The organism is Mesorhizobium sp. WSM4983 (genome assembly GCF_029625765.1).
Lineage (GTDB): Bacteria > Pseudomonadota > Alphaproteobacteria > Rhizobiales > Rhizobiaceae > Mesorhizobium.
Window position 1 is genome coordinate 224,244 of record NZ_JARTVM010000006.1, and the last position, 24,281, is coordinate 248,524.

The following is a 24,281-nucleotide window of genomic DNA, read 5'->3' on the forward strand; positions in this document are numbered from 1 at the left end:
AAAGCCTTGAAACAACGGGTGGCTTTGAATGCGTATTGTTGCTTGCGACGACTGGCGGTTTTCACGCCTATTGCAAATTAGTAAATTCTAAAGCTTTAGCGCCGCGAAGTAAGCCTTCTCGATCTCGGTCGCCATCACGTCGGCCCCGAATCGCGCCTTCAACTCGGGGTTTTGCGGCATCAGCTTGCGGTAGGCGCCGCGATCGTCGAGAGCCGTTCTGAGCCTGTCGGCAAGTTGGCGGGCATCGGGTCGGATCAGGGCAGGGGAGTCTTCGCCGAAGATCTCGGGAATGCCGCCCACGGCGGTGGCAATCATCGGCATGCCGGCTGCCAGCGCCTCGAGCACGATATAGGGCATTGCTTCCGCGCGGGACGGGACGACGATCAGCTCGGCCAGGGCGAAGGCTTCTCTGGCCGGCATCGGCGGCAGGAAGCGGACGTGGCCCTTCAGTCCGAGTCGCTCCACCTGAGCGTGGTAGCGTGGCAGGTCGTCGCCGGCACCGACCATCACCGCGCTTAGCCGGCGTCCGAGCTCCCTGCCGGCGCGCGCCAGCGCATCGATGAAGATGTCCGGGCCTTTGAGATCGCGCATCATGCCGATGTATATGAGATCGGCCGCATCAGCCGCCGGCGCCACCGGTTCGAACTCGACGGCCCGCAGGCCGTTATAGACCAGCCTGTTGGGGATGGGCGGCTCGCCGACCTTCCGTCGATAAGTTGTCCGCTCGTAGTCGGAAACGAACAGAAGGCAGTCGCTGAAGCGGGCCATGAAACGCTCCAGCGCGAAGAACAGCTTTCCGGTCGCCGTCGTTTCGTCATAGTGCAGCGAGCCGCCATGCGGCGAATAAAGGCGGGCCACGCGAGACCTTGAAACCCGCAACAGTGAGCCGAACAGACGGGCATAGGCGCCACCCTTGGCGCCATGCCCGTGCAGCACGTCCGGCCGCAATTCCTTGATGATTTGATAGGTGCGCCAGGCCGCGGCGATGTCGCCCGGTCCGATATGGCGCTGCATCGGCGTGCGATGGATGCCGAGCGCCAGGCGCTCCTTCATCGCTCCGAACAGCCGCTCCTCATAGTCCCCGCCCGTGGTCGAATCGCAGACGATGCCCACGGAATGGCCGGCGGCGACCTGCGCCTCGGTCAGGTCGCGCACATGCCGGAAGATTCCCCCGACAGGTGAGCGGAAGCAGTGGACGATCCGAAGGTGAGCCGCCACGTTGATTTTCAGAACAGGCGTTCGCGGACGTAGACGGTGTCGCCGGGCAGGAGCGGATCGGATGTCTGCACCCTGCCGGTCATCACCTTGCCGTTGATATCGCGGGTGATGTCGACGCTTTCCTGGTTGGCGCGCGGCGTGAAGCCGCCGGCGATCGCGATCGCCTTCTGCACCGTCAATCCCGGCACATAGGAATATTGCCCTGCGGCGCCGACTTCCCCCATCACGAAGATCGGCCGGTAGCGGTCGATCTCGACCGAGACGTCGGGATCGCGCAGATATCCCTGGCGCAATTTATCGGCGATTTCCTTTTCGAGCTGCTGGGCGGTGTGGCCGCGCGCCGGCACGGCGCCGACGAGCGGGAAGGAGATGTAGCCGGATTGGTCGACGCTGTACGTGTTGGTCAGCCCGTCCTGCTCGAACACCGTGACGCGGATGCGGTCGCCGGCGCCGAGTCTGTATGGCTGGTCGAGCACTTCATGAAAGGCGGCGGGCGCCGGCCGGTAGCTGGAACAGCCGGTAAGCAGCGACAAGGCGAGCATGGCGCGAAAGAGATGAGCAGTGCTTTTCATGATCGGACACGAACCTTCGTCGCTCTCGCCACCGGTGAGGCGGCCAACCCCAGGAAGTGCGCCCGTTATCATCCTGTTAGGGTTAATGGTCGGTAAAGGATGGGCCTTAGACTCATCGGCTGCTGGCAAAAAAGCCAATTGTTCTATTGCTTTCGCAGGACGTTCTTTGAGTGCGTTCTAATAAGTACGCATCCTGATCTTAACGGCTGAGTTACCATAGTTGTTTACGGTCCATCCTCGACTCAAAGTTCGGAGCAGGATGCATGTCCGTTCAGTCCGCGGCCGCAGATGTCGATGTCGACCTGAGACAGCTCTTCGCCAGCCTGGCGAGGAATTGGCTGCGCATTGTTCTCATCACGCTTGTCGTGACCGGGCTGGCGTTTGCCTTCGCCTGGCTGGCCACGCCGCAATATAAGGCAGTGGCCAAGCTGGAGATCGGGCCGCGCGAATCGATCTTCACGCGGCCGGCCGGCACAACCAACGACGACAAGCCGGCAACCGACGAGGAGGCGGTGGCCACCGAGGTCCAGATCATATCCTCGCCCGATATCCTCAAGAAGGTTGCCTCGGACCTCAACCTGGAAAAACTGCCGGAATTCGACGAAGCGCTGAAGATGTCGGCGCTCAGTCGCGCGCTTGTGCTTGTCGGCCTGAAGAGCGATCCCTTCGACATCCCGCCGGAAGAGCGCGTGCTCAAGGCAATGCACGATAAGCTCAACGTCTACGGCGTTGAAAAATCCCGCGTAATTGCCGTTGAGTTCTCCTCGAACGATCCAAAGCTCGCCGCCCAGGTCGCGGACGCCATTGCGCAGGCCTACCTTGCCTCAAAAGGCAGTGCGAAGATGGAATCGAACACCGCCGCCACAGGCTTCCTCGGCCCGGAAATCACCGATCTGCAGAACCGGGTGAAGGATGCCGAAGCCAAGGTTGCCGCCTATCGCGCGCAATCCGACCTGTTGATGGGCGGCAACAATTCGGTGCTCGCGACCCAGCAGCTCTCGGAACTGTCGAGCGAGCTTTCACGGGTGCGCGCCAACCGCGCCGCCGCCGAGGCGACCGCCGACAGCGTGCGCAAGGCGCTGCAGAATGGCGGCACGCTCGACAGCGTGCCGGAAGTTCTGTCTTCCGAGCTGATCCAGCGCCTGCTCGAGCGGCAGGTAGAGCTCAGGACCAATATTGCCGATCTGTCGACGACGCTGCTCGACAACCATCCTCGCATCCGGGCGCTGAAGTCGCAGCTTGCCGATCTCAACGGCCAGATCCGCAACGAGGCGCAGAAGATCCTCAAGGGATTGGCGACTCAGGCACAGACCGCCAAGGCTCGCGAGGACCAGCTGGTCCAGGAGGTCAACACGCTGAAAGCCGCTTCGGCCCGCGCCGGCGAGCAGCAGGTGGAGCTCGATGCGCTGCAGCGCGACGCCAATGCCCAGCGCCAGCAGCTCGAATCCTATATGGCAAGCTACCGCGAGGCGGCCTCGCGCGCGGACCGCAACTATCTGCCGGTCGACGCCCGTCTGCTTTCGAAAGCACAGGTGCCGACCGAACCGTATTTCCCGAAGATCGGCCCGATCACTGGTGCCGCCGCCGCCGCGTCGCTGCTGCTGATGGCGATCAGCACGCTTCTGAGGGAATTGTTCTCCGGCCGTGCCATGCGTCCGGCCGCCGGAGCCCGATTCGAGCCGATCGAACAGGTGGCGATGCCGGTGGCGCGCACCGAACCGGCGCTCGCCGATGCCGAGGATGAAGCTAGCGACGATTCGGTCGCTGACGAGCGGATCGGGCAGGGCACCGTCATGGAGGCAACGCCTGCCGAGCCGGTAGATCCACCAGACCCGGCACAGCCCGAAGCGCGCCGGTCGTGGCAGCCGAGACTTGGCGAGATCGATGTCGAGAAGGCGGCGGAAAAGCTGATTGCCTCGGGTGCCGCGCGCGCCATCTTTGTCTCCCCGGAAGGTGACGAGGCCGCCGCCACCGCCGTGCTGGTGGCGCGCGAAGTGTCGGATGCGGGCCTGCGGGTGCTCCTGCTCGATCTCACCGCCTCGGGCGCCGCCTCGCGCCCGATGCTGGACAGCGGATTGCTTCCCGGCATCACCAATCTGCTGGCCTCCGAGGCGCAGTTCAGCGACGTCATCCATCCCGATCTCTATTCGGACGCGCATGTGATTCCGGTCGGTACCGCCGATCCTATCCGCGCCATGCGCGCCGCCGACCGGCTGCCGATCATCATGCAGTCGCTGACCACGGCTTACGACCTCGTCGTCGTCGAATGCGGCCCTGCCGACGCACAAGGCATCGGCCGCCTGGTTGGCGATGGCACGGAAGTCTTCCTGTCGATGCTCGAAGCCGATGACGAGGTCACGCAGGCGGCGGTCAAGCTGATCGAGAATGGTTATCCGGACGTCACGCTGGTCACGCCGGTTGGCTATGAACCGGGAGATCCGTTGCCCGGACGCCGGTCGGCGGCCTGAGCAGATATCGCCCGCGAAGTGCTCGGATTTGAGTCTCGGGCTGACGGTCGACGGTCAGGCGTCGTCCTCGGCAACAATAGGGGCGGCCTGTCCGGCAGCCTTCCGGCGCAAGCTTTTGGTCAGTGTCCACACCGTCGGATTGTTCTTGATGAAGGCCTTCGCCCGCGCGCCTTGCCGCAGCCCTGTGGCTAGCACGCGACCTTTCAGCGTCAGCGGCATCAGCACCTCGAAATGCCGGACCTCAATGTCGCACCAGAGCCGTTTGTAGGGCTCGTCGCCGACCGAGAAATCATAGAGGTCGAAGCCTTGCTCGCAGGCTTCCTGGATGTTGTCGAAGAACAGGAAGTCGCCGGGGCTGGTGAAGGCGAGATCATCCTCGGCGATCGCGCCGAACTCGCAGATCAGGCGCTTGCCTGAGCGGCTGGAGCCGGTAACGGCGCGAAGTTTTCCCGCTACCTCCAGCCCGTGCAGCAGGAAGGATGGCTCCTGCTCGGCAAGCGCATCGGCAAACAGCGCCCGGAAGAAGGCGCGCACGCCTTCATCGCCGAACACGTTGGCGATGCCCATCTTGGCGAAGCGCGCCTGCTTCATGTCGAAGAAAGCGTCGAGCAACCTGTCGACCTCCTTGCGGCTTCGCCCCTCGATACGGCGGAAGCTGCCGACGGCCTCGAACTTGCGCGTCTGCGAGCGGTGCTTCTTGCGCTTCCGCTTGCCGCTCGCGCGGCTGAGCAGCGCCTCGAAGCCGCCATCGAGGTCGACGGCCAGCGCAAGGTTAGGGCTCGCAAAATTGGGCAACGCGGCGAGCGGGTTGGCGGTGCCGTCGAGATCGGGCAGCAGCCGCTCCAGCGAAACGAGGTCGATGTCGGGCCGTGCCGTGGCGATTGACGAGAGCAGGGAGCGGATCGCAGGACCGTTTACAGCAGGCAAAAGCCGCGGGTCGGTTGCGGGGAAATTGCCGTTGGCATGACGTCCGCCGGCGAGACGAGCGACGCGGAACGGGCCGTTTCGGACCACTTCCAGCGCCAGCGAAAGAGCCGGTCGACCCTCGATGCTTAGCGTGGCGACCGCCATATCGGCTTTGGTCTTGGCCGCCCAGTTGCTCACCCAGGACGCGCTCTGCGCCGGAGCAAACAGCGCCGAAGCGCAGAATTCCGCATAGCCCGCAAGACCGGTGCCATCGGTCACCGCCGCCGTCAGTCTGCCTCGGCTCGAGGCAGGCGCACGCGCCGGCGCTTCGTTGGCAGCGACGCGATTGCCGTCAAATGACGCGGCGGCGTCAACCATCCCTCAATCCTTAAGACGTATTGGTTGCAACCTGGGGTTCGCGTAGGTCCTTGGATGAGCCTAGGCGCAAAAGGTGAAGGAATGATCGACGGGGCCGAGGCAATCCGGAAGCTGGCGTTGAACGTTGCCCGCTACACCGGTCTCGCTCCGCTGGCGAGGCCGTTTGTCGGCGGCATCGGTGCCATCTTGATGTTGCATCGCGTGACCGCGATGCCCGAGAAGCCGAACAGCGTCAATCGTCATCTGAACATCGCCCCTGCCTTCCTCGACAAGCTGATCGCCGACATGAAGGGAAGGGGCTATGTCTTTGTTACCCTTGATGAAGCGGTCGAACGCATCGGGGCGGGCGGCAAACACGGCCAGTTCGCCACCATCACCGCCGACGATGCCTATCGCGACAACATGACGGAGGCGCTGCCGGTATTGGAGAAGCACGGTGCGCCGATCACCATCTATGTCGCGCCCGGCCTGATCGACGGTGCGGTCGACCTGTGGTGGGACGCCATCGAGGATATCGTCGACACCGGCTCGCACCTGACGCTGAAGACGAAGAGAGGATCGACGGTCGTCGATTGCTCGACACCCGGCCGAAAGATCCAGACGATTGCAAGGCTGAACGCATGGTTGACCCAAGAGGTCCCCGAGGAAAAGCAGGGCGCCGCGCTGCGTGAACTGGCGCGCTCCAACGGCATCGAGCTCGGCACCGGCCGCCCCGGCACCCTGATGAGCTGGGATGAGATTCGCAGGGTGGCCGCCCATCCGCTGGTGACGATCGGCGCGCACACCGTCAACCACCGCAACCTCAAGCGGTTGTCCGAGGCGGAAGCGCGTCACGAGATCGGCGACGTCCGCCGTATCCTCATGGAACGGCTGGGCGCAGAGCCGCGCCACTTCGCTTACCCCTACGGTTATGCCAGCGCGGTTGGCTGCCGCGAGGTCGGCTTCGCTCGTGATGCCGGCTATGTCTCGGCGGTGACGACCCGGCATGGCGTCCTGAGAGCCGAGCATGCCGGCTTCCTGCATGCGCTGCCGCGCATCTCCGTCAACGGCCGCTACCAGAGCGTCGCCCATATCCGCACGATGCTGTCGGGTGTGACGACGCCGCTTGCCAATGCCGGCAAGATGGTCGTGACCATTTAGCCCGAAGGGGCGTCAGCATCTGTGGAAATAGCGGTAGGTGTCCGGCGCGCTCATCCATTTGAGCTGTGACGCAAGCCCGCCATGCGCGTTGATCCAGCCTCGGATGTCGGCAGCATAGGCATTCCACAAGACGGCGGTCATGTCGGTGCGGTGCGCCAGATGGAAGCCGAAGCTTGCCGCAGGCATCACGCAGATGCGGCTGCGGGGAATGTAGCCGAGCAGCACCGTGCAGGCCGACTCGCATTTGCCGACGATGCGGACATTGACGCCGCGCGCGGCGAGCCCCTTCCAGCGCTGGCTGTACGCGGCGACGCTGCCGCCATGATCGTCCGACACGTTGATGGTTTCGGCGGCTGCCATCGAGGCCGCCATGCAGGCGATGATCAGGATCAATCCCGCGAACGAGGCTTTTGGCATGACGCAAGCCCTCCCTGCCATGCGGTCAAGCCAGGCAAGCTAGTCCCATGCGCAATCACGTATGAATCACGTTAGCGTTGGCGCGGCCGCGCTCAGCCCTTCTGAGGCGGCTCCAGGATCAGCCATTTGATGATGCCCATCGCCGGCAGCACCCAGAGCAAGCCGCTGAGCAGGAAGAACAGGAAATGCGCCAAGGAGCCGTATTCGGCGAGCCTTGTGACCGCGATGGCCGAGGCGATCAGCGCGTAGATGACGACCAGCGCCACCAGCAGGATGGTTCCGATCAGCTTTTTCAGGCGAATGGGCATGTCGCGGTCCCGTTGACCCGCCTCGCTTAGGCCGATTGGGGAGCGGGCGCAACCGCCGCGGGCCGGCGCGACGGCGTGCCGCGCTGTCCGGTCTTGCCAGCCGGGCGGCCATGGTCCACCAATCCCGCGATTTCAACTGCCGGGAAACTCCCATGGCCGCCATAACCACCACGGCCCCATACGCCGCCCGCGACCGCGATCTGCACAACCGCGCGCTGGTGCGCGGCTGGCTCTATTTCGTGCTGGTCGTGCTGGCCGCGCTGGTGCTGGTCGGCGGCGCCACAAGGCTCACCGGTTCCGGCCTGTCGATCACCGAATGGCAGCCGATCCACGGCGTGATCCCGCCGCTCAACGATGCCGAATGGCAGGAAGAGTTCCAGCGCTACCAGCAGATCCCCCAATATACAGAGCTCAACAAGGGCATGAGCTTAGAAGCTTTCAAGTCGCTCTTCTGGTGGGAATGGGTGCACCGCATCCTCGCCCGCAGCGCCGGCGCGGTCTTCGCATTGCCGCTGCTGTTCTTCTGGGCGACGCGCCGCATCGAACGCGGCCTCGGGCCGAAGCTTCTAGGTATACTTCTGCTCGGCGGCCTGCAGGGGGCCATCGGCTGGTGGATGGTTGCCTCGGGTCTAGTCGACCGTGTCTCGGTCAGCCAGTACCGGCTGGCGACGCATCTGACGCTCGCGGCGCTAATCTTCACCGCCACCATGGTTGTCGCGCGAGGATTGGCGCCGCACTCCGAGCGCGCCGCCGACCGCTCGACCCAGCGGCTTGCCGGCGCGATCGTGCTCTTGGCACTGATCCAGATCTATCTCGGCGGCCTGGTTGCCGGCCTCCACGCCGGCCTCTCCTACAACACCTGGCCGCTGATGGACGGCAAGGTGATCCCGGCCGATCTCCTGCTCTTGAAACCTGCCTGGCTGAATTTCTTCGAGAACCCGAAGACGGTGCAGTTCGTGCACCGGCTCGGCGCTTACACGCTCTTTGCGGTGGCGCTCTGGCACATGATCGCCACCTGGCGGCGTCAGCCCGGCACCACGCATGCCCGCCGCGCCACGCTGCTGTTCCTGCTGGTGCTGGCGCAGGCCTCGATCGGAATCGGCACGCTTTTGATGCAGGTGCCGCTGCATATGGCGCTCACCCATCAAGGCGTCGCGCTGATCGTGCTCGGCTTCGCCGCCGCGCACTGGCGCGGCACCAAGGGTGCCTATCCGCTGCCGACCGAGATCGCCGTCAGAGGCTGAGGCGCGCCTTGCGCATCGTCGCTCAGTGCTTGATGCCGAGCATCAGGTCCAGATTCTGCACGGCAGCGCCGGAAGCACCCTTGCCGAGATTGTCGTAGACGGCCAAGAGCAGCGCCTGCGCCCGCTCGTCATTGGCGAACACATAGACCTTCATCCGGTTGGTGCCGTTATAGGCCTCCGGATCGATCTCCGGCATGCGCTCCATATGCGTATAGGGCGCAACCTCGACCACGCCGCCGCCGACCGACGCATAGTGATCGGCGATCGCCGCATGAAGCTCGGCGCCGCTCGGCACACGGTCGAGGCCGCCCAACTGCAGCGGCACCACCGTGATCATGCCTTGCGCGAAATTGCCGACGGCGGGCTGCATGATCGGATCGTGCGACAGCTTCGCGTAGGTCCTGAGCTCCGGCACATGCTTGTGCTGCAACGTGAGCCCATAGGGTAGGAATTCAGGCGCGTCCTCGCCCTTGCCGACATAGTCCTCGATCATCGGCCGGCCGCCGCCGGAATAGCCGGAGATGCCGTTGACGGTGACGGGGAAATCGGCAGGCAGCAGGCCGGCCGAGACCAGCGGACGCAGCGTCGCGATAGGGCCCTGCGGCCAGCAGCCGGGATTGGCGATGCGTTTTGCGCTGGCGATCTTGTTGGCCTGATCCTTGTCCATCTCGGCAAAGCCGTATTCCCAGCCTTCGGCCACACGATGCGCGGTCGAAGCGTCGATGACTTTGGTCGTATCGTTCTCGATCAGCGATACGCTTTCCTTGGCCGCGGCATCCGGCAGGCAGAGGATCGCGACATCTGCGGCGTTGAGGAATTCGGCCCTGGCGGCGGCTTCCTTGCGGCGGTCGGCGGGAATGGAGATGATCTCCAGATCGCCGCGGTCGGCCAGCAGCGCCCTGATCTGTAGGCCTGTCGTGCCATGTTCGCCGTCAATGAAGATTTTCGGTTTCATCGGTTGCCAAAATCCCTGCGATTCCAGAGCTATATGCCTTGAGCGTTATGTAGTACGGCATGAGTGCCGTTGTTCAGGTCGTCGAGCCGCGCCTTCCTTTCGGCCACCAGGCCGAGATAGTGCATGGCGATGATCGATCCGGCGATCGCCGTAATATCGGCATGATCATAGGCCGGCGCAACCTCGACGACGTCGGCACCGACGATATCGATCTGGCCGAGTTGGCGCAGCGTCGAAAGCATCTTGGCCGAAGACGGGCCGCCGGCCACAGGCGTGCCGGTGCCCGGCGCGAACGCCGGATCGAGGCAATCGATGTCGAAGGTAAGATAGGTCTTCCTGCCGCCTGTGCGCTCCACGATCGCGTAGGCGATGTCGGAGGCGCGCATCTCCTCGACTTCATGGCCGTAGATGATCTTGATACCGAACGTGTCCGGCGCATGGGTGCGGATGCCGATCTGGATCGAGCGGTCTGGATCGATGACGCCTTCTTTGACCGCGCGGGCGACGAAGGAGCCGTGATCGATGCGCCTGCCGTCGTCCGGCCAGGTGTCCTGATGCGCGTCGAACTGCACCAGGGCCAGCGGCCCATGGATCGCTGCATGCGCCTTCAGCAGCGGCCAAGTGACGAAATGATCGCCGCCGAGCGTCAAAAGAAATGCGCCTGAGCTCAGGATCTTGGCCGCCTCGCGCTCGATCGTACCGGGCGTCTTCTGGTGGTTGCCGCTGTCGAGCAGGCAATCGCCGTAATCGACCACGGCGAGCTGTTCGAACAGGTCGCGCGAGAACGGATATTGCGGATCGTTGTCGAGGATCGCCGAGGCGCGGCGAATCGCCTGTGGCCCGAAGCGCGCGCCGGGACGATTGGTGACCGCGGCGTCGAAGGGAATGCCCCACACGACGGCGTCCGCGCCCTTCGCATCCTTCGTATATTTGCGTCGCATGAACGACAGCGCGCCGGCATAGGTCGGCTCCAACGAAGCGCCCGTTTTGGAACGGGCGGTGAAGGCGTGGTCGATCTCTTGGTTCGCCATTACGGGTCCTCGGTTGTCATCGGGGAGCCACAACTACAGAACCGGCACGCAACTTGCCAGTCACAGCTTGCCGATATCGAGCGGCGCTCGAGGAGTGCCACGGCAACACAGGATTTGTCTCGCCATGACGCCTCGCCAGGCGGATTCGAGCAAACACCTAGCCGGCTTCGTTCACCTCCCTGTCATGGGCATCGCCTAACCGGGTCCCGACCCGGAACGGAGCGATTCCCCGATGCGAACACTCTGGCTGAGCCTTCTTCTGTCCGCCGCGCTTGCGACGGCCTCGAGTCAAACCTTAGCCGGTGAGACGCGCGCCGCCCAAATCCTCGACCGCTTCGAACACGCCAACCAGTGGCGCGACCATGTGATGATCGCGGCGCATCGGGCCGGCAGCATGCAGGCCGGCAAGACGCTTTATGCCGAGAATTCGCTTGCCGCGGTCGAGGGCTCGATCGCGATCGGCGCCGAGATAGTCGAGGTCGATGTGAGGCGCTCGAAGGACGGCGCGTTCGTCATCATGCATGACAGCTGGCTCGACCGTACCACGAACTGCAAGGGCGAGGTGGCGGAATATACGCTGGCGGAGCTGAAGAAGTGCCGGCTGGTGATCGAGGGCACCGGCGCCGTCACCAGCGAGCCGGTGTCGACGCTGCGCGAAATGCTGCTGACGACCAAGGACAGGATCCTGATCAATGTCGACAACAAGCTCGAGGTGACGGACCTGCCCGGCATGATCGCGGTTGCCCGCGATCTCGGCATGGCCGATCAGGTGATCGTCAAGGAGAACCTGTGGAACCAGGCGCGCATTGAAGCCGTGAAGGCCGCGCTCGCCCAGGCGGGCGGCGGCTTCCAGTTAATGCCGATCCTTGCCGATGACGCCGTGCAAGATGCCGCCTTTGCCGGCGAGGTCGACAAGGCGTTCGCGCCACGCGCTATCGAGCTGATCAACTGGCGCAACGGCGCCGAGACGCTGACCGCAAACGGCGGCCCGCTGTTCAGCACGCGCATGCGGGCTACAGCCGTCCGCGGCGACTGGCACCTCTGGGCCGATACCTATGCCATCGTCAACAAGCCGGGCGGCTTCCTTGCCGGCGGCCGTGGCGACGAGCTGGCGGTCGCTGCCAGTCTGCCGCGCGAGGCTTGGGGTTTCTGGGTCGATCGCGGCGCCACCATCATCCAGACCGACGAGCCAAAAGCGGCGATCGAATGGCTGGCTGCCAATGGCTATCGCGTACCGTACACGACGGACATCAAGCAAGCCGAGTCGGCGCATACGGCCAGTATTAATTAAGCTGACGTCGGCGCTTCACCCCGCCCGGCGCTTCGCGCCGACCTCCCCATCGAGGGAGGTAGAGCGTCGTGCCAACCTGCCGTCGCCGCATGCCTGCGACATCCATGAAATGCTAAACCAGTGTTTGAGCGTAAAGCGGGGCGCCTTACCTCCCCTTGATGGGGAGGTCGCGCCGCAGGCGCGGGCGGGGTGCTGCGCCAACCTACGCCGCTTTCGCCACCCCATTCAAGTCGCGCAGCACATCCGCCGACAGCTCCAGCTCCGCTGCCGCAAGGTTCTCGCGCAGATGCCCGACCGACGAAGTGCCCGGGATCAAAAGGACGTTGGGGGAACGCTGCAACAACCACGCCAGCGCAACCTGCATCGGCGTCGCGCCGAGCCGCTCGGCCACGCCGGACAGCGTCGACGATTGCAACGGGCTGAAGCCGCCAAGCGGAAAGAACGGCACATAGGCGATGCGGTGGCGCGCCAGTTCATCGATCAGCGCGTCGTCGTCGCGATGCGCCAGATTGTACTGGTTCTGCACACAGACGATCTCGCAAATCTTGCGGCCTTCCTGGATTTGCGCTCGGGTGACGTTGCTCAAGCCGATATTGCGCACCAGGCCCTTGCGCTGAAGCTCGGCGAGCTTGGTGACCTGCGCCTCGATGGAGCCCTCCGCTGGACCATGCATCCCGAACATGATGCGCAGATTGACGACGTCCATCACCTCGAGGCCAAGATTGCGAAGATTGTCGTGTACGGCCTGTTCGAGTTCATCGGCTGTGAAGGCCGGCAGCCAGGAGGCGTCTTCGCCACGACGGGCGCCGATCTTTGTGACGATGGTGAGGTCGTCGGGGTAGGGCGATAGCGCCTCGCGGATCAGCTTGTTGGTGACGTGCGGACCATAATAATCGCTGGTGTCGATATGGTTCACGCCTTGCGCTATCGCTTCGCGCAGCACGGCGATGGCCGCGTCATGGTTCTTTGGCGGACCGAACACTCCTTTGCCTGCGAGCTGCATGGCGCCGTAGCCGAGGCGGCGGACCGAGCGGTCGCCGAGTTTATAGGTGCCGGATTTGTTTACGCTGGACATCGTGCTTCTCCTTCGTTGCCGGCGAGGGAGATAAGGCATAGCCGCTGTCCCGATAACCAGCTATATTCGGCACAGCTTGTACGAAATTTGGGACAATGGCGGCCGAACTCAACGATCTCCAGGCATTCATGGCCGTGGCGCGCGCCGGCGGCTTTCGCGAAGCAGCTCGCGCCACGGCCGGCAGCGCGTCAGCGCTCAGCGAAGCCATCCGCCGTCTGGAAACCCAACTCGGTGTTAGGCTCTTCAACCGCACCACGCGCAGCGTTGCTTTGACCGAGGCCGGTGCCAGCCTGCTGGCGCGGCTAGGGCCCGCATTGGGCGAGGTAGAAGCTGCGCTCGATGTGGTGAACGGCTTTCGCGACCGGCCCGCCGGAACCTTGCGTCTCAACGTGCCGATAAGCGCCTCGCGGCTGGTGCTGCCCAAAATCGTTCCGCGATTTCTCGCGGCCTATCCCGCCATTCGCCTGGAGGTGATCGCCGAGGAGAACTTTGTCGATGTGCTGGTGGCCGGCTGCGACGCCGGAATCCGCTATGACGAGCGGCTGGAGCAGGACATGATCGCGGTGCCGATCGGACCGCGCGCGCAGCGCTTCACGACCTCCGCCGCGCCGTCCTACCTTGACCGGCACGGTCGGCCGCAGCACCCGCGCGACCTGCTTGGCCATGCCTGCGTGCGCGGCCGCTTCCCGAGCGGGGTCATGACGCCCTGGGAGTTCGAGCGGGACGGCGAGGTGGTGCGGGTCGATCCCACGGGGCCATTGGTCGTCAGCATCGGTGGTGGCGTCGATCTCGCTGTCGATGCGGCGATCGCCGGCGTCGGCATCCTTTGGCTCTTCGAGGACTGGGTGCGCCCGTATTTCGACAGCGGCGTTCTGGAACCTGTGCTCCAGCCCTGGTGGCAAAGCTTCTCGGGGCCGTTTCTTTATTACCCTGGCCGGCGCTTGGTGCCGGCGCCGCTGCGCGCGTTCATCGACTACATAAAGACGCCGGCCGGGCACTGGTGACGGAAACAAAAAAGCCGCCCGGAGGCGGCCTTTTCGAAATGCTTGGACTTCGCAGCGCTTAGCGCTTCGAGAACTGGAAGCTGCGGCGGGCCTTGGCCTTGCCGTACTTCTTACGCTCGACCACGCGGCTGTCGCGGGTGAGGAAGCCGCCCTTCTTGAGCACCGAACGCAGGCCCGGCTCGTAATAGGTCAGCGCCTTGGAGATGCCGTGACGCACGGCGCCCGCCTGGCCGGAGAGACCGCCGCCGATGACGGTGGCGACGATGTCGTACTGGCCGGCGCGGTTGGCGGCGACGATCGGCTGGTTGAGGATCATCTGCAGCACGGGACGCGCGAAATAGGTCGCGAATTCCTTGTCGTTGACGATGATCTTGCCGGAGCCCGGCTTCACCCAGACGCGCGCGATCGCGTTCTTGCGCTTGCCGGTGGCATAGGCGCGGCCCGACTTGTCGAGCTTCTGGACGTGGACAGGCGCGGCCGGCTGCGCGGCGGTCGTGACAGTCCCGAGTTCTGCGAGCGAGGAAAGCTCAGCCATTACGAGGCCCTCTTGTTCTTGGAGTTCAGCTTGGCCACGTCGAGCGTGACGGGCTGCTGGGCCGCGTGCGGATGCTCAGTGCCTGCATAGACGCGGAGATTCTTCATCTGGCGGCGGCCAAGCGGGCCGCGCGGGATCATGCGTTCGACAGCCTTCTCGACGACGCGCTCGGGGAAGCGGCCCTCGAGCAGCTGGCGCGCGGTGCGCTCCTTGATGCCGCCGGGATGGCCGGTGTGCCAGTAATAGACCTTGTCGGTGTACTTCTTGCCGGTGAACACCACCTTGTCGGCATTGATGACGATGACATTGTCGCCATCATCGACATGCGGGGTGAAAGTGGGCTTGTGCTTGCCGCGCAGATGGTTGGCGATGACAGTGGCAAGGCGGCCGACGACGAGACCCTCGGCGTCGATCAACACCCACTTCTTCACCACATCCGCAGGCTTCTGCGAAAAGGTAGCCATGGTTTTGCTCTCAGGTTGACCGTCCTATCCGCGAACGGCAGGAACAGGCGTTTTTTGTTGCTTGAATTGACGGAGAGGCCAAGCCGTCCGGCAATAACAAAACGGCGGCCCTTTCGGCCGCTGTTTCGTGACGGCTTATAGGCGAGGGCGCCGGATGCGTCAAGCCAAGCGGAAACTCTACTGGCGCTGAAAATAAAGCAAAAACAACCAATTGGCGAAACGGTATTATTTTACCTCATCCATTCGCTTCGGCGGGATCGAATAGGTCCCGGTGGCGTGGGCCACCGTGTGCCGGTCGGCCCCGGCGACGAGGTCGATGTCGAAGACCATCAGGCTCTTTCCGAGCTTGAGGATACGGCAATGGCCGTCAATCGGTCCGGCCTCGGCCTTGCGCATGAAGTTGATGTTGAGATTGGTCGTCACCGAAAGCGCATCCGGCCCGGCATGGCTGAGCACGCACACATAGCCGCCGATGTCGGCAAGCGTGAACAGCGCCGGACCCGAGACGGTGCCGCCGGGACGCAGATGCCGCTGGTCGGCATTGAGCCGCACCGTGCAGCCGCCCGGAAACACTTCCAGCGCCTCATAAAAGGAGAACTGCTCGTTGAGCTGCGGATAGACGCTTGCCATCAGCCCGTTTACTTCGGCTGCGGTCAGCACCGGCTTGAGATTGCTTTGAGCGGGCATGCGCGATTCCTATATACGGGAAGTTCCAGGCGGCGCGCCTGGACCAAACGGTGCCACGGAGAAAACACGTCTCGCGGCTGTTCTTCAATCGGCAGCATGTTAGTTCTGTTGCTCCATAACCCGGGACCGCTGATCGAGAGGTTCAAAAATGGCCGAAGTCGTTGCTATCAAGCCCGCCGTCGCCGACGGCCCGGTTCTTGTCAGCCAAGACAAGGGCGTGCTGCGCCTCACTCTTGCAAGCCCGCCGGCCAACGCGCTGTCGCTGGCGACGATGGCGGCGCTGCAGGCCGAGTTCGACCGCGTGAAGGACGACAAATCCGTACGCGTCATCATCCTGGCAGCGTCAGGCAAAGTGTTTTGCGCCGGCCACGACCTCAAGGAAATGACGGCGCGCCGCGCCGAACCGGATCGCGGCCGCGCCTTCTTCGAAAAGACCTTTGTCGCCTGCGCAAAGCTGATGCAGACCATCGTGCGCCATCCGAGGCCGGTGATCGCCGAGGTCGACGGTCTGGCTACCGCGGCCGGACTGCAGCTTGTCGCGAGCTGCGACCTCGCCATCGCCTCGCACGAAGCGACCTTCTGCACGCCCGGCGTCAATATCGGCCTGTTCTGCTCGACGCCGATGGTTGCGCTGTCGCGCAACGTCTCGCGCAAGCAGGCGATGGAAATGCTTCTCACCGGCGAGACGATCGATGCGGCGACGGCCAAGGAGTTCGGTCTCGTCAACCGGATCGTGCCGCGCGAATATCTGAATCAGGTTGTCAACAAATACGCGCAAACCATTGCTTCAAAATCGTCTTTGGTGGTCAAGACCGGCAAGGAGGCGTTCTACGCCCAGGCCGAAATGGGGCTGGCCGACGCCTACGCCTATACCGGCCGTGTGATGGTGGAAAACATGCTGGCGCGCGACGCCGAGGAAGGCATCGGCGCCTTCATCGGCAAGCGCAAGCCGGAATGGGCCGACGAATAATTGACCCGAGAATGCAGCGCGCTTTTTTATGATTGAAGGTCCGACGTGGCTGCCCGCAAGCAACTGACGCGGCTGAAAGCGCCCTATCTCAAGCGCATTCTGCTTGAGCCTTCGCGCGTCGCGGATTGGGATGGATATCCATGGAGCCTGCCGATCTTCCGGGATCGCGAATTCGAGTTCGAATTCACGTCGGCCATCACCATCATCGTTGGCGAGAACGGCACCGGCAAATCGACGCTGCTCGAAGCCATCGGCGCGCTGGCTGGCTATGACGAGGCCGGCGGCGGCAAAGGCTATATGCCCGTCGACCACTCAGGCGCCATCGACAAGAACGGTGCGGCGCTTGCCGCTGCGCTGCGCTGCCATTGGCTGCCGAAGGTCACCGCGGGCTGGTTCTTCCGGGCGGAGTCCTTTTACTCCGTGGCTCGTAATCTTGACCATGCGGCGCTGGAGTCTGGCGGAGCGCCGCCGGACTTCCTGTCATGGTCGCATGGCGAAGGGTTCATCCGCTTCTTCGAGGAACGCTGCCGACGACAGGGCATCTACATCCTCGACGAGCCGGAAAGCGCGCTCTCGCCGGCGCGCCAGATCGAGTTGCTGAAGCTGCTTCAGCGCATGGAGCGGTCCGGTACGGCGCAGGTGATCATGGCGACGCACTCGCCGTTGCTGATGGCCTGCCCGAACGCGCGGCTCTTCCGCATCAGCCGCTTCGGCCTCGATCTGATTGATTTTCAAGACACCGATCATTTTCGCATGATGCGTGACTTCTGCAGCGATCCGGCTGCCTTTCTCGCCGAAGCGCTGTATGAGGACGAGCCATGAATCACGACGCCTACGACAACAGCTACATTGCCGGCATTCTGAACTCGGTGAAGACCATTGCCATGATCGGCGCCTCGCCCAACGACGTGCGGCCGAGCTATTTCGTGCTGAAATATCTGCTGGCCAAGGGTTTTTCGGTATCGCCGATCAATCCCGGTCATGCCGGCAAGCAGATCCTTGGACAGACGGTCTATGCCAGCCTGGCCGACCTGCCGCATCCGGTCGACATGATCGACATTTTTCGCGGCTCGGCCGCTGTCCCTGGCATCGTCGAGCAGGTACTGAAGCTCGATCCGCTGCCGAAGGTCGTTTGGATGCAGCTAGGTGTTCGCCATGACGAGGCCGCCGCGCGCGCCGAGGCAGCCGGCATCAAGGTGGTCATGAACCGCTGTCCCAAGATCGAATATGGCAAGCTGTCGGGCGAGATCGGCTGGACCGGCGTCAACTCCGGCGTGCTATCGTCGAAGAAGCCATTGATGCGCAAGGGTTTCCAGAGTTTTGGCGTGCGCCAGAAATAGGCGGACAACCAGGCGCGCAAAATTATTCCGGGAAGAAATGGATTTTCCCGGGCGTTCGCCGCAGATCGCACGCCGAAAGGTATTTTGTTCTTTGCATTCACGACCGCGCTTGGCCAAGAATGCCCGCGATTTTCGCAAGTTTGAGAGGGAGGCTTCGATGACCCGTACGCCCGGTTTCAACACGCTCGCCGTCCATGCCGGCGCCAAGCCGGACCCGGCGACCGGCGCGCGCGCCACGCCGATCTATCAGACCACCTCCTATGTCTTCGATGACGCCGACCACGCCGCCTCGCTGTTCGGGCTGAAGGCCTTCGGCAACATCTATACCCGCATCATGAACCCGACGCAGGCGGTTCTCGAGGAGCGTCTCGCCGCGCTCGAAGGTGGCACTGCCGCGCTGGCCGTCGCCTCCGGCCACGCCGCCCAGGTCATCGTCTTCCACAATCTGATGCGGCCGGGTGACAATTTCGTATCTGCCACAAAGCTTTATGGCGGCTCCATCAACCAATTCGGCCACGCCTTCAAGAATTATGGCTGGGAGGTCCGCTGGGCCGATACCAACGATCCATCGACCTTTGAGAGCCAAATCGACGACAACACCAGGGCGATCTTCATCGAAAGCCTCGCCAATCCGGGCGGCATCTTCGTCGACATCGAGAAGATCGGCGACATCGCTCGCAGGCACGGCCTGCCGCTGATCGTCGACAACACGCTGGCCTCGCCCTATCTCGTGCGGCCGATCGAGCATGGCGCCGACATCGTGGTGCATTCGCTGACCAAGTTCATCGGCGGCCACGGCAATTCGATCGGCGGCGCCATCGTCGACGGCGGCACCTTCGATTGGTCGAAGTCGGGCAAATACCCGATGCTGTCGGAGCCTCGCCCTGAATATGGCGGCCTCGTCCTGCACGAGACTTTCGGCAACTTCGCCTTTGCCATTGCCGCGCGCGTGCTCGGCCTGCGCGACCTCGGCCCGGCGATCTCGCCCTTCAACGCCTTCCTGATCCTGACCGGCCTGGAAACCTTGCCGCTCAGGATGCAGCGTCATTGCGACAACGCCGCGAGCGTCGCCGCCTGGCTTTCCAACCATCCGAAAGTCGCCTGGGTGAACTATCCCGGACTGTCGAGCGACAAGAACAATGCGCTGCAGAAGAAATACTCGCCGCAGGGTGCCGGCGCCGTTTTCACCTTTGGCCTCAAGGCCGGCTACGAGGCCGGCGTCAAGTTCGTCGAGGCGCTGGAACTGTTCTCGCACCTCGCCAATGTTGGCGACACCAAGTCGCTGGTCATTCACCCGGCCTCGACCACACACCGGCAACTGTCCGACGAGCAGAAGGTAAAGGCCGGTGCCGGCCCGGACACGGTCCGCCTGTCGATCGGCATCGAGGACGTCAACGACATCGTCGCCGACCTCGAACAGGCGCTGAGCAAGGTCTGAGCGCGATGTCCGCCTTTCTCGCGGTTGATCCCGAAACTGTCGAGCCGGAGGCCGGCGCGCCGGCCCCGGAACGCTTGATCTCCGGCGATCCGAAATTCCGCACCTGGAATGTCGAGGAGCGGGACGGCAGCCTTTATGCCGGCATCTGGGAAGCGACGCCGGGCAAGTGGCGCATCGTCTATGACGAATGGGAATTCTGCCACATCCTGTCCGGCGTCTCGGTGATCGCCGAAGACGGCGGCGACGCGCGCACGGTCAAGGCCGGCGACAGTTTTGTGCTGCGGCCGGGTTTCAAAGGGACCTGGGAAGTGGTGGAGACGACTCGCAAGGAATATGTGATCAAGCTGTGAAGCGCGCTTGCCGGGCTGTTAGAGCAGCCGGTCGACATCCGCTTCGGAGAAACCGAATCCGGCCATCAGGTCGCGGTGCCACCGGCTTCCAAGCAGGTCGCCCAGACAATCATCCACACGCCGCCTCAACGCGTCGTTGCCTTTGGCGACCGCAAACGCGCCGGCGGCGGGCAGCCGTTCGGACGCGGGAACGTCAATGACATCGGCCAGAGTAGCCGGTCGCCGCGCGATGTAGCCGCGATGCGCCATGGCGACGCTGGCATAGGCCTGCACCATGCCGGTAGCCACCGCCTCCGCCGCTTGGGCCTGCGTGGTGAACACACTGATCCGCTCCGGCGGCACGCCATTCTGCAGGGCCGTCCGATGCTGGATCTGGTTCGATATCACGCCAAGCCTCGCGGAGGGGTGGCCTGCAAGAGAGCGATAGCCTTCAAGGTCGAGCGGGTTGCCCTTGGCGACCATCAAGCCGTCCGGCAGCGACCAGATCGGGCGACTGAAGTCCACCAGCTTGCTGCGCTCTTCCGAGATGAACAGGCCGGTGGTCATGTCCCAGCGGCCGTCGGCCAGTCCCGGCAGTAACTCGGCGAATTCAGTCTCGACGGGCGTGAAAGCCGTCGTTTCGGACATCGCGAAGATCTTCTCGGCCAGCATCGCGTCGCAGCCGCCGACTTTCCCGGATGCATCGGTGAAGCAGAAGGGCGGTTCCTGCAGAAAGGCGAATCTCATTTTCAGATCTTCGGATTTTTGCGGCTCAGAAGCGCACCGAGAGCGCTTCCAATCCATGAAAATGATAGGTGTCACGGAAGCGCGGCTCTTCCGTCAGGCCTAGATCCGGCAGCCGGTCGAACAGCGTCTTCAGCGACACCTGCAACTCCAGCCTGGCCAGCGGCGCGCCGATGCAGAAGTGGATGCCGGCGCCGAACGACACGTTCTTCTGGTCCGTCCGCGCCGGGTTGAATGTGGCCGGTCCGGCGAAAGCCAGCGGGTCGTGATTGGCCATGCCGAGCAGCAGCGCCACCGTCTCTCCGGGCTTGAGCAAAATGCCCGGAGCAGCTTCCATCTCTTCATAAGCATAGCGCAGGAACATGTGCAGCGGCGCATCGTAGCGCAGGCATTCCTCGACCGTGGCGGCATTGGCCTCCGGTGTTGCAAAGAAGCGGCGCCCATCGCCGCCCTGCGCGAGGATCGTTCTCACGGCATTTCCGGTCTGGTGCACAGTCGCTTCGTGCCCTGCGTTGAGCAGAAGGATAGCTGAGGAAACCAGCTCGTCCTCCGAGAGCTTCTGGCCGTTGTCCTGGGCCTCGATCAGCAGCGAAAGCAGATCGTCGTCGGGTCTCTTGCGCCGCTCGGCGACATAGCCGCGCAGGAAAGCCGCGAAATCGTGCGCGGCGCGGTTGGCCGTCTCCTCGGTCTCGCGCGTGCGGCCGTGCATGTACATGGCGACCATCTGATGCGACCAGTCGAGCAGTTGCGGCCCCATCTCGACCGGAACGCCGAGCATCTCGGCGATGATGGTGATCGGCAAGGGCGAGGCGTAAGCGGGCAGAAGATCGACGGAGCCCGGCTCGAAGCGGTCGATCAGCTCATTGGCCAGAGCCTCGATGCGCGGCCGCAGCCGCTCGACCTGGCGCGAGACGAAGGCCCGATTGACCAGTGTCCGCAACCTCGTGTGCACCGGCGGCTCGAGCTCAAGCATCGAATTGGCTTCGATGGCGTCGAAGGCGGTCAGGTGCGAACGGTCGTCGCCAACGCCGCGGCTGTCGGGAATGCCGGCCGGGTTCTGGCGGCCGAAGCGACGATCGCGAAGCAGGCGGTTGACGTCGTCGAAGCCGCCGAAACACCAAAAACCGTAATTCTCCCAGAAGAAGGCGTTCGAAGCGCCGTGCAAGAAGGCGTAGCCCTCATACGGGTTCTGCACAAAGGCCGGTTCATGCGGGTCGAGGCGCAGGCGGCGGCTGACGGGGTCGAACGTGAGATAGGGTGGCATCATGTTCGACCAATAGCGCGCCTTGCCGGCCCGATGCCAGACCGCATCGCCGAGCCGGTCGTGCCGATATATTGAGCCAGGCTGGCCGCTGGAGAGGAAGAGCGGGTGGCGCGCCCATGGCTCCGGCGCAGCGCTTCAGCGTCCCGTTTTCAGGATACCGGCCACCTTGGTGGCGATCGCGGCATCGAGCACCTGCCAGTTCCCGAGCAACTCGCGCGGGAAGCGGTAGGTGAGGCTGAGATCGTCGCCGACCTGGATGTCGCGCTCGCAGGGGGCCAGCGATTCCTCGGCACTTGGGCCGCTCAGGCAGCGGGCGACGAACGGGTCTTTGCCGGGGCGGTCGGCGACCGCCAGGACCTCGTTGAGATAGCCCGATTTCTCGGCGAAGCCGTAGAGCGTCGTCCCGCCCGGGCCGGGTGTGCCCGGCTTGACGATCAGGGCGCTGTAGATCGGCGCGAAACGGCCGCTCATGTCGCGCGACATCATCCGCGGCTCGAATGACAGGAAGATGATCTTCCTGGTCGTGGTGTGGTTGAAGTCGCCGCGCGCGGCGGTGCTGTAGCCGTCCATTTCAGGATAGCGCAGATAAAGGTCGAGTCGCGAGGCGTTTCCGTCGCGCCTGGCCTGGTCGAAGCGGATGAAGTTGGCCGGCACACTGATCACATTGTTGCCCATGACGACCTGGCGCACGGTCGTGTCGTCGGTGTAGCCGGCCATGGCGATCGACCGGCCGAGCCATTTGCCGCCGAGACTGATAGCCACCGAAAGCAGGGCGAGCGCCGCGAAGACATAGAAGACCCGCTTCATCAAGGTCGAGTCGACAACCTCGAATTCCTCCGCGGCGGCTGCCTCTCTCATCCCAATTCCCCGATCCGCTCACCTGTCCTCAGGTGGCACAATTGGCGCGGCATGGCTCTTGCAGCGCGTCGGCACGACTGTGCGGTCTCATGGTAAACGGTTGGTAAAGATGGATCTCATGCTGCTCCCTCTCTACGCTTTTGCGGTCGGCCTGACGGCTTGCGGCCTCGCCGGCTCGGCGATGGAAATCGTCTGCGGTGGCCGGCTGGCCTTCGCCGAACCCTATGTCACGCCTGCCCATATTGTGCGCTCGCTCGCGGTGACCGCCTGCGCCGGCCCGTTCATGCTCACCAATGATGCTCTGGCTGCGCGGCGCGAGGGACGCATCGGCACGCTGGCGCTGCTTTCCTGCGGCTGCACGGCGATTGCCTGGGCACTGGCGCTCGGCATCGTGCTGATCACCATTGCTTCCTGGGCAACGGGTCTCCTAAGCTCCGCCGAATTCTCGGCTTGAGACGAATCGGAGAAAAGATGCCGATCTATGCGATCGACGGGAAGGCGCCCCGGTTCGAGGACGCCGAAACCAATTGGGTGGCGCCCGACGCCACGCTGATCGGCGATATCGCGATAGGCCGCAATGCCGGCTTCTGGTTCGGCGTCGTCATCCGCGGCGACGGTGAAACGATCACCATCGGCGCCGACACCAATGTGCAGGAACATACGGTCATGCACACCGATCCGGGCTATCCGCTCACCATCGGGCAGGGCTGCACGATCGGTCATCGCGCCCTGCTGCATGGCTGCACGGTCGGCGACAGCAGCCTGATCGGCATGGGCGCCATCGTGCTCAACGGCGCGAGGATCGGCAAGAATTCGCTGGTCGGCGCCGGCGCTTTGGTGACGGAAAACAAGGTTTTCCCGGACAATTCGCTGATCGTCGGCTCGCCCGCCAAGGCGATAAGGGTGCTGGATGACGCGGCAATCGAGAGGCTGCGGGTCTCGGCCGCGCACTATGTCGCCAACGGCAGGCGCTTCAAGACCGGATTGAAGGAGCTGTGACAGCGGTTCAGTCCGCCGCTTCGCCCGCGACCTTATTCACTGCGTCGGGACATTGCCTGACGCAGCAGCGACGCCCCCGCTTCGAAACCGGCGCGGTCTGCACCTTCCAGGGCGGTTTCACAATCATCGATGCGCGTCCTGAGCGACGGATCCGCGCCCGACGCCAGCAGCAGGCGGATTGCCTCGGCGTCGCGCTGCGCCACGGCGTAATGCAGAGGCGTCCAGTCGTTGACCCCGCGCATGTTCGGGTCGGCGCCCTGCTCGAGCAGGATCTGGATAAGCTGCAGCCTGTCCGGCCGCTCGGTGGATAGCGCGGCGATGATCGACGGGAAGCCGGCGGGATCCTCGTAATTCGGATTCGAGCCTGCATCAAGCAGCGTGACGATGAAGCCGGCCGGGCTCCAATAGATCGCGTATTCCAAGGGATGGCCGAGGCCGAGCTCGAACGGCATCCTCTCGTCGTACCATTGCGCGGAGCCGCCGAGCGCCTTGCCAAGCCCATCGAAATCGCCCGCCTTGAAGGCGTCGTCTATCGCCTTGAACAGCTTGGCGCGCTCGCAGCGGTCGTCAGGGATTTCCAGCATCGCCGTCCATCCAAAAATAAACGGCCATAGTGCTCCGGTCTGCCGTTACGAGAAAGGCCCGC

The 24,281-nt window shown here is 63.8% G+C and carries 27 protein-coding genes; 12 read left to right on the forward strand and 15 right to left on the reverse strand.

Going from position 1 to position 24,281, the window contains the following annotated elements; genetic code table 11:
• Window positions 1–87: 87 nt before the first annotated feature.
• Together P9254_RS18795 and P9254_RS18800 are read right to left on the reverse strand one after the other, a co-directional pair.
• Window positions 88–1,218, reverse strand: coding sequence for a glycosyltransferase family 4 protein (locus tag P9254_RS18795; RefSeq protein ID WP_278055972.1), 1,131 nt, complete (start codon window positions 1,216–1,218; stop codon window positions 88–90).
• A gap of 8 nt (window positions 1,219–1,226) precedes the next feature.
• Window positions 1,227–1,790, reverse strand: coding sequence for a polysaccharide biosynthesis/export family protein (locus P9254_RS18800; RefSeq protein ID WP_067000804.1), 564 nt, complete (start codon window positions 1,788–1,790; stop codon window positions 1,227–1,229).
• 263 nt (window positions 1,791–2,053) lie between these two features.
• Here P9254_RS18800 and P9254_RS18805 point away from each other — a divergent pair, with 263 nt between their 5' ends.
• Complete coding sequence (locus P9254_RS18805; RefSeq protein ID WP_278055969.1) at window positions 2,054–4,258, forward strand: GumC family protein; 2,205 nt, start codon at window positions 2,054–2,056, stop codon at window positions 4,256–4,258.
• Between the two features lie 54 nt (window positions 4,259–4,312).
• Here the strand turns inward: P9254_RS18805 and P9254_RS18810 are convergent, their stop codons facing one another.
• A complete protein-coding gene (locus tag P9254_RS18810) occupies window positions 4,313–5,542 on the reverse strand; it encodes a GNAT family N-acetyltransferase (protein ID WP_067330088.1) in 1,230 nt (409 codons plus the stop codon).
• Window positions 5,543–5,623: 81 nt separating this feature from the next.
• Here P9254_RS18810 and P9254_RS18815 point away from each other — a divergent pair, with 81 nt between their 5' ends.
• Window positions 5,624–6,682, forward strand: coding sequence for a polysaccharide deacetylase family protein (locus P9254_RS18815; RefSeq protein WP_278055967.1), 1,059 nt, complete (start codon window positions 5,624–5,626; stop codon window positions 6,680–6,682).
• A gap of 12 nt (window positions 6,683–6,694) precedes the next feature.
• On the opposite strand, the gene P9254_RS18820 is transcribed toward P9254_RS18815, so the two are convergent.
• Both P9254_RS18820 and P9254_RS18825 read right to left on the reverse strand, forming a co-directional pair.
• Complete coding sequence (locus P9254_RS18820; protein ID WP_278055965.1) at window positions 6,695–7,099, reverse strand: hypothetical protein; 405 nt, start codon at window positions 7,097–7,099, stop codon at window positions 6,695–6,697.
• Between the two features lie 92 nt (window positions 7,100–7,191).
• Window positions 7,192–7,407, reverse strand: a complete 216-nt coding sequence (locus tag P9254_RS18825; protein ID WP_067330098.1) for a DUF2842 domain-containing protein — start codon at window positions 7,405–7,407, stop codon at window positions 7,192–7,194.
• A gap of 152 nt (window positions 7,408–7,559) precedes the next feature.
• Here P9254_RS18825 and P9254_RS18830 point away from each other — a divergent pair, with 152 nt between their 5' ends.
• A complete protein-coding gene (locus P9254_RS18830; RefSeq protein WP_278055964.1) occupies window positions 7,560–8,651 on the forward strand; it encodes a COX15/CtaA family protein in 1,092 nt (363 codons plus the stop codon).
• Between the two features lie 22 nt (window positions 8,652–8,673).
• On the opposite strand, the gene argC is transcribed toward P9254_RS18830, so the two are convergent.
• Entirely contained in the window at window positions 8,674–9,606 is a 933-nt protein-coding gene (argC, locus tag P9254_RS18835; RefSeq protein WP_095824727.1) for an N-acetyl-gamma-glutamyl-phosphate reductase, read from the reverse strand.
• A gap of 29 nt (window positions 9,607–9,635) precedes the next feature.
• Window positions 9,636–10,637, reverse strand: a complete 1,002-nt coding sequence (speB, locus tag P9254_RS18840; protein WP_067000830.1) for an agmatinase — start codon at window positions 10,635–10,637, stop codon at window positions 9,636–9,638.
• 232 nt (window positions 10,638–10,869) lie between these two features.
• On the opposite strand from speB, the gene P9254_RS18845 reads away from it, so the two are divergent.
• A complete protein-coding gene (locus tag P9254_RS18845) occupies window positions 10,870–11,928 on the forward strand; it encodes a glycerophosphodiester phosphodiesterase family protein (RefSeq protein ID WP_278055963.1) in 1,059 nt (352 codons plus the stop codon).
• 202 nt (window positions 11,929–12,130) lie between these two features.
• Here the strand turns inward: P9254_RS18845 and P9254_RS18850 are convergent, their stop codons facing one another.
• Complete coding sequence (locus P9254_RS18850) at window positions 12,131–13,003, reverse strand: aldo/keto reductase family oxidoreductase (protein ID WP_278055961.1); 873 nt, start codon at window positions 13,001–13,003, stop codon at window positions 12,131–12,133.
• 95 nt (window positions 13,004–13,098) lie between these two features.
• Between P9254_RS18850 and P9254_RS18855 the strand changes: the two genes are divergently transcribed.
• The gene (locus P9254_RS18855; RefSeq protein WP_127215766.1) at window positions 13,099–14,007 is read left to right on the forward strand and encodes a LysR family transcriptional regulator; all 909 of its coding nucleotides are present in this window, start codon (window positions 13,099–13,101) and stop codon (window positions 14,005–14,007) included.
• Between the two features lie 58 nt (window positions 14,008–14,065).
• On the opposite strand, the gene rpsI is transcribed toward P9254_RS18855, so the two are convergent.
• The 3 genes from rpsI to P9254_RS18870 all read right to left on the reverse strand — a co-directional run bounded on the left by rpsI (window position 14,066) and on the right by P9254_RS18870 (window position 15,693).
• Window positions 14,066–14,542, reverse strand: coding sequence for a 30S ribosomal protein S9 (gene rpsI, locus P9254_RS18860; RefSeq protein ID WP_066989448.1), 477 nt, complete (start codon window positions 14,540–14,542; stop codon window positions 14,066–14,068).
• Window positions 14,542–15,006 (reverse strand): 50S ribosomal protein L13, encoded by a 465-nt coding sequence (rplM, locus tag P9254_RS18865; protein WP_066989450.1) that lies wholly within the window; start codon window positions 15,004–15,006, stop codon window positions 14,542–14,544. Before rplM ends, rpsI begins: the two co-directional genes overlap by 1 nt.
• A gap of 225 nt (window positions 15,007–15,231) precedes the next feature.
• Window positions 15,232–15,693, reverse strand: a complete 462-nt coding sequence (locus tag P9254_RS18870) for a PaaI family thioesterase (protein WP_278055958.1) — start codon at window positions 15,691–15,693, stop codon at window positions 15,232–15,234.
• Between the two features lie 148 nt (window positions 15,694–15,841).
• On the opposite strand from P9254_RS18870, the gene P9254_RS18875 reads away from it, so the two are divergent.
• From P9254_RS18875 to P9254_RS18895, 5 genes are all read left to right on the forward strand, one after another.
• Complete coding sequence (locus tag P9254_RS18875; protein ID WP_278054649.1) at window positions 15,842–16,663, forward strand: enoyl-CoA hydratase; 822 nt, start codon at window positions 15,842–15,844, stop codon at window positions 16,661–16,663.
• Between the two features lie 45 nt (window positions 16,664–16,708).
• Entirely contained in the window at window positions 16,709–17,485 is a 777-nt protein-coding gene (locus P9254_RS18880) for an AAA family ATPase (protein ID WP_278055956.1), read from the forward strand.
• On the forward strand, window positions 17,482–18,003 hold the full coding sequence (locus tag P9254_RS18885) for a CoA-binding protein (protein WP_278054645.1): 522 nt from the start codon (window positions 17,482–17,484) through the stop codon (window positions 18,001–18,003). Before P9254_RS18880 ends, P9254_RS18885 begins: the two co-directional genes overlap by 4 nt.
• A gap of 157 nt (window positions 18,004–18,160) precedes the next feature.
• On the forward strand, window positions 18,161–19,441 hold the full coding sequence (locus P9254_RS18890) for an O-acetylhomoserine aminocarboxypropyltransferase (RefSeq protein WP_278054644.1): 1,281 nt from the start codon (window positions 18,161–18,163) through the stop codon (window positions 19,439–19,441).
• A gap of 5 nt (window positions 19,442–19,446) precedes the next feature.
• Complete coding sequence (locus tag P9254_RS18895; RefSeq protein WP_095824721.1) at window positions 19,447–19,791, forward strand: cupin domain-containing protein; 345 nt, start codon at window positions 19,447–19,449, stop codon at window positions 19,789–19,791.
• Between the two features lie 18 nt (window positions 19,792–19,809).
• On the opposite strand, the gene P9254_RS18900 is transcribed toward P9254_RS18895, so the two are convergent.
• The 3 genes from P9254_RS18900 to P9254_RS18910 all read right to left on the reverse strand — a co-directional run bounded on the left by P9254_RS18900 (window position 19,810) and on the right by P9254_RS18910 (window position 22,636).
• Complete coding sequence (locus P9254_RS18900; protein WP_278055955.1) at window positions 19,810–20,574, reverse strand: transporter substrate-binding domain-containing protein; 765 nt, start codon at window positions 20,572–20,574, stop codon at window positions 19,810–19,812.
• Window positions 20,543–21,781: a cytochrome P450 gene (locus P9254_RS18905; protein ID WP_127217230.1), complete on the reverse strand. Its 1,239-nt coding sequence runs from the start codon at window positions 21,779–21,781 to the stop codon at window positions 20,543–20,545. The genes P9254_RS18900 and P9254_RS18905 overlap by 32 nt, the downstream gene beginning before the upstream one ends.
• A gap of 132 nt (window positions 21,782–21,913) precedes the next feature.
• Window positions 21,914–22,636, reverse strand: coding sequence for a hypothetical protein (locus tag P9254_RS18910; protein ID WP_095801298.1), 723 nt, complete (start codon window positions 22,634–22,636; stop codon window positions 21,914–21,916).
• Between the two features lie 118 nt (window positions 22,637–22,754).
• On the opposite strand from P9254_RS18910, the gene P9254_RS18915 reads away from it, so the two are divergent.
• The gene (locus P9254_RS18915) at window positions 22,755–23,090 is read left to right on the forward strand and encodes a DUF6949 family protein (protein ID WP_405023115.1); all 336 of its coding nucleotides are present in this window, start codon (window positions 22,755–22,757) and stop codon (window positions 23,088–23,090) included.
• Between the two features lie 17 nt (window positions 23,091–23,107).
• On the forward strand, window positions 23,108–23,635 hold the full coding sequence (locus P9254_RS18920; RefSeq protein ID WP_095801300.1) for a gamma carbonic anhydrase family protein: 528 nt from the start codon (window positions 23,108–23,110) through the stop codon (window positions 23,633–23,635).
• Window positions 23,636–23,667: 32 nt separating this feature from the next.
• On the opposite strand, the gene P9254_RS18925 is transcribed toward P9254_RS18920, so the two are convergent.
• Window positions 23,668–24,219 (reverse strand): ankyrin repeat domain-containing protein, encoded by a 552-nt coding sequence (locus P9254_RS18925; protein ID WP_095801301.1) that lies wholly within the window; start codon window positions 24,217–24,219, stop codon window positions 23,668–23,670.
• Window positions 24,220–24,281 lie beyond the last annotated feature (62 nt).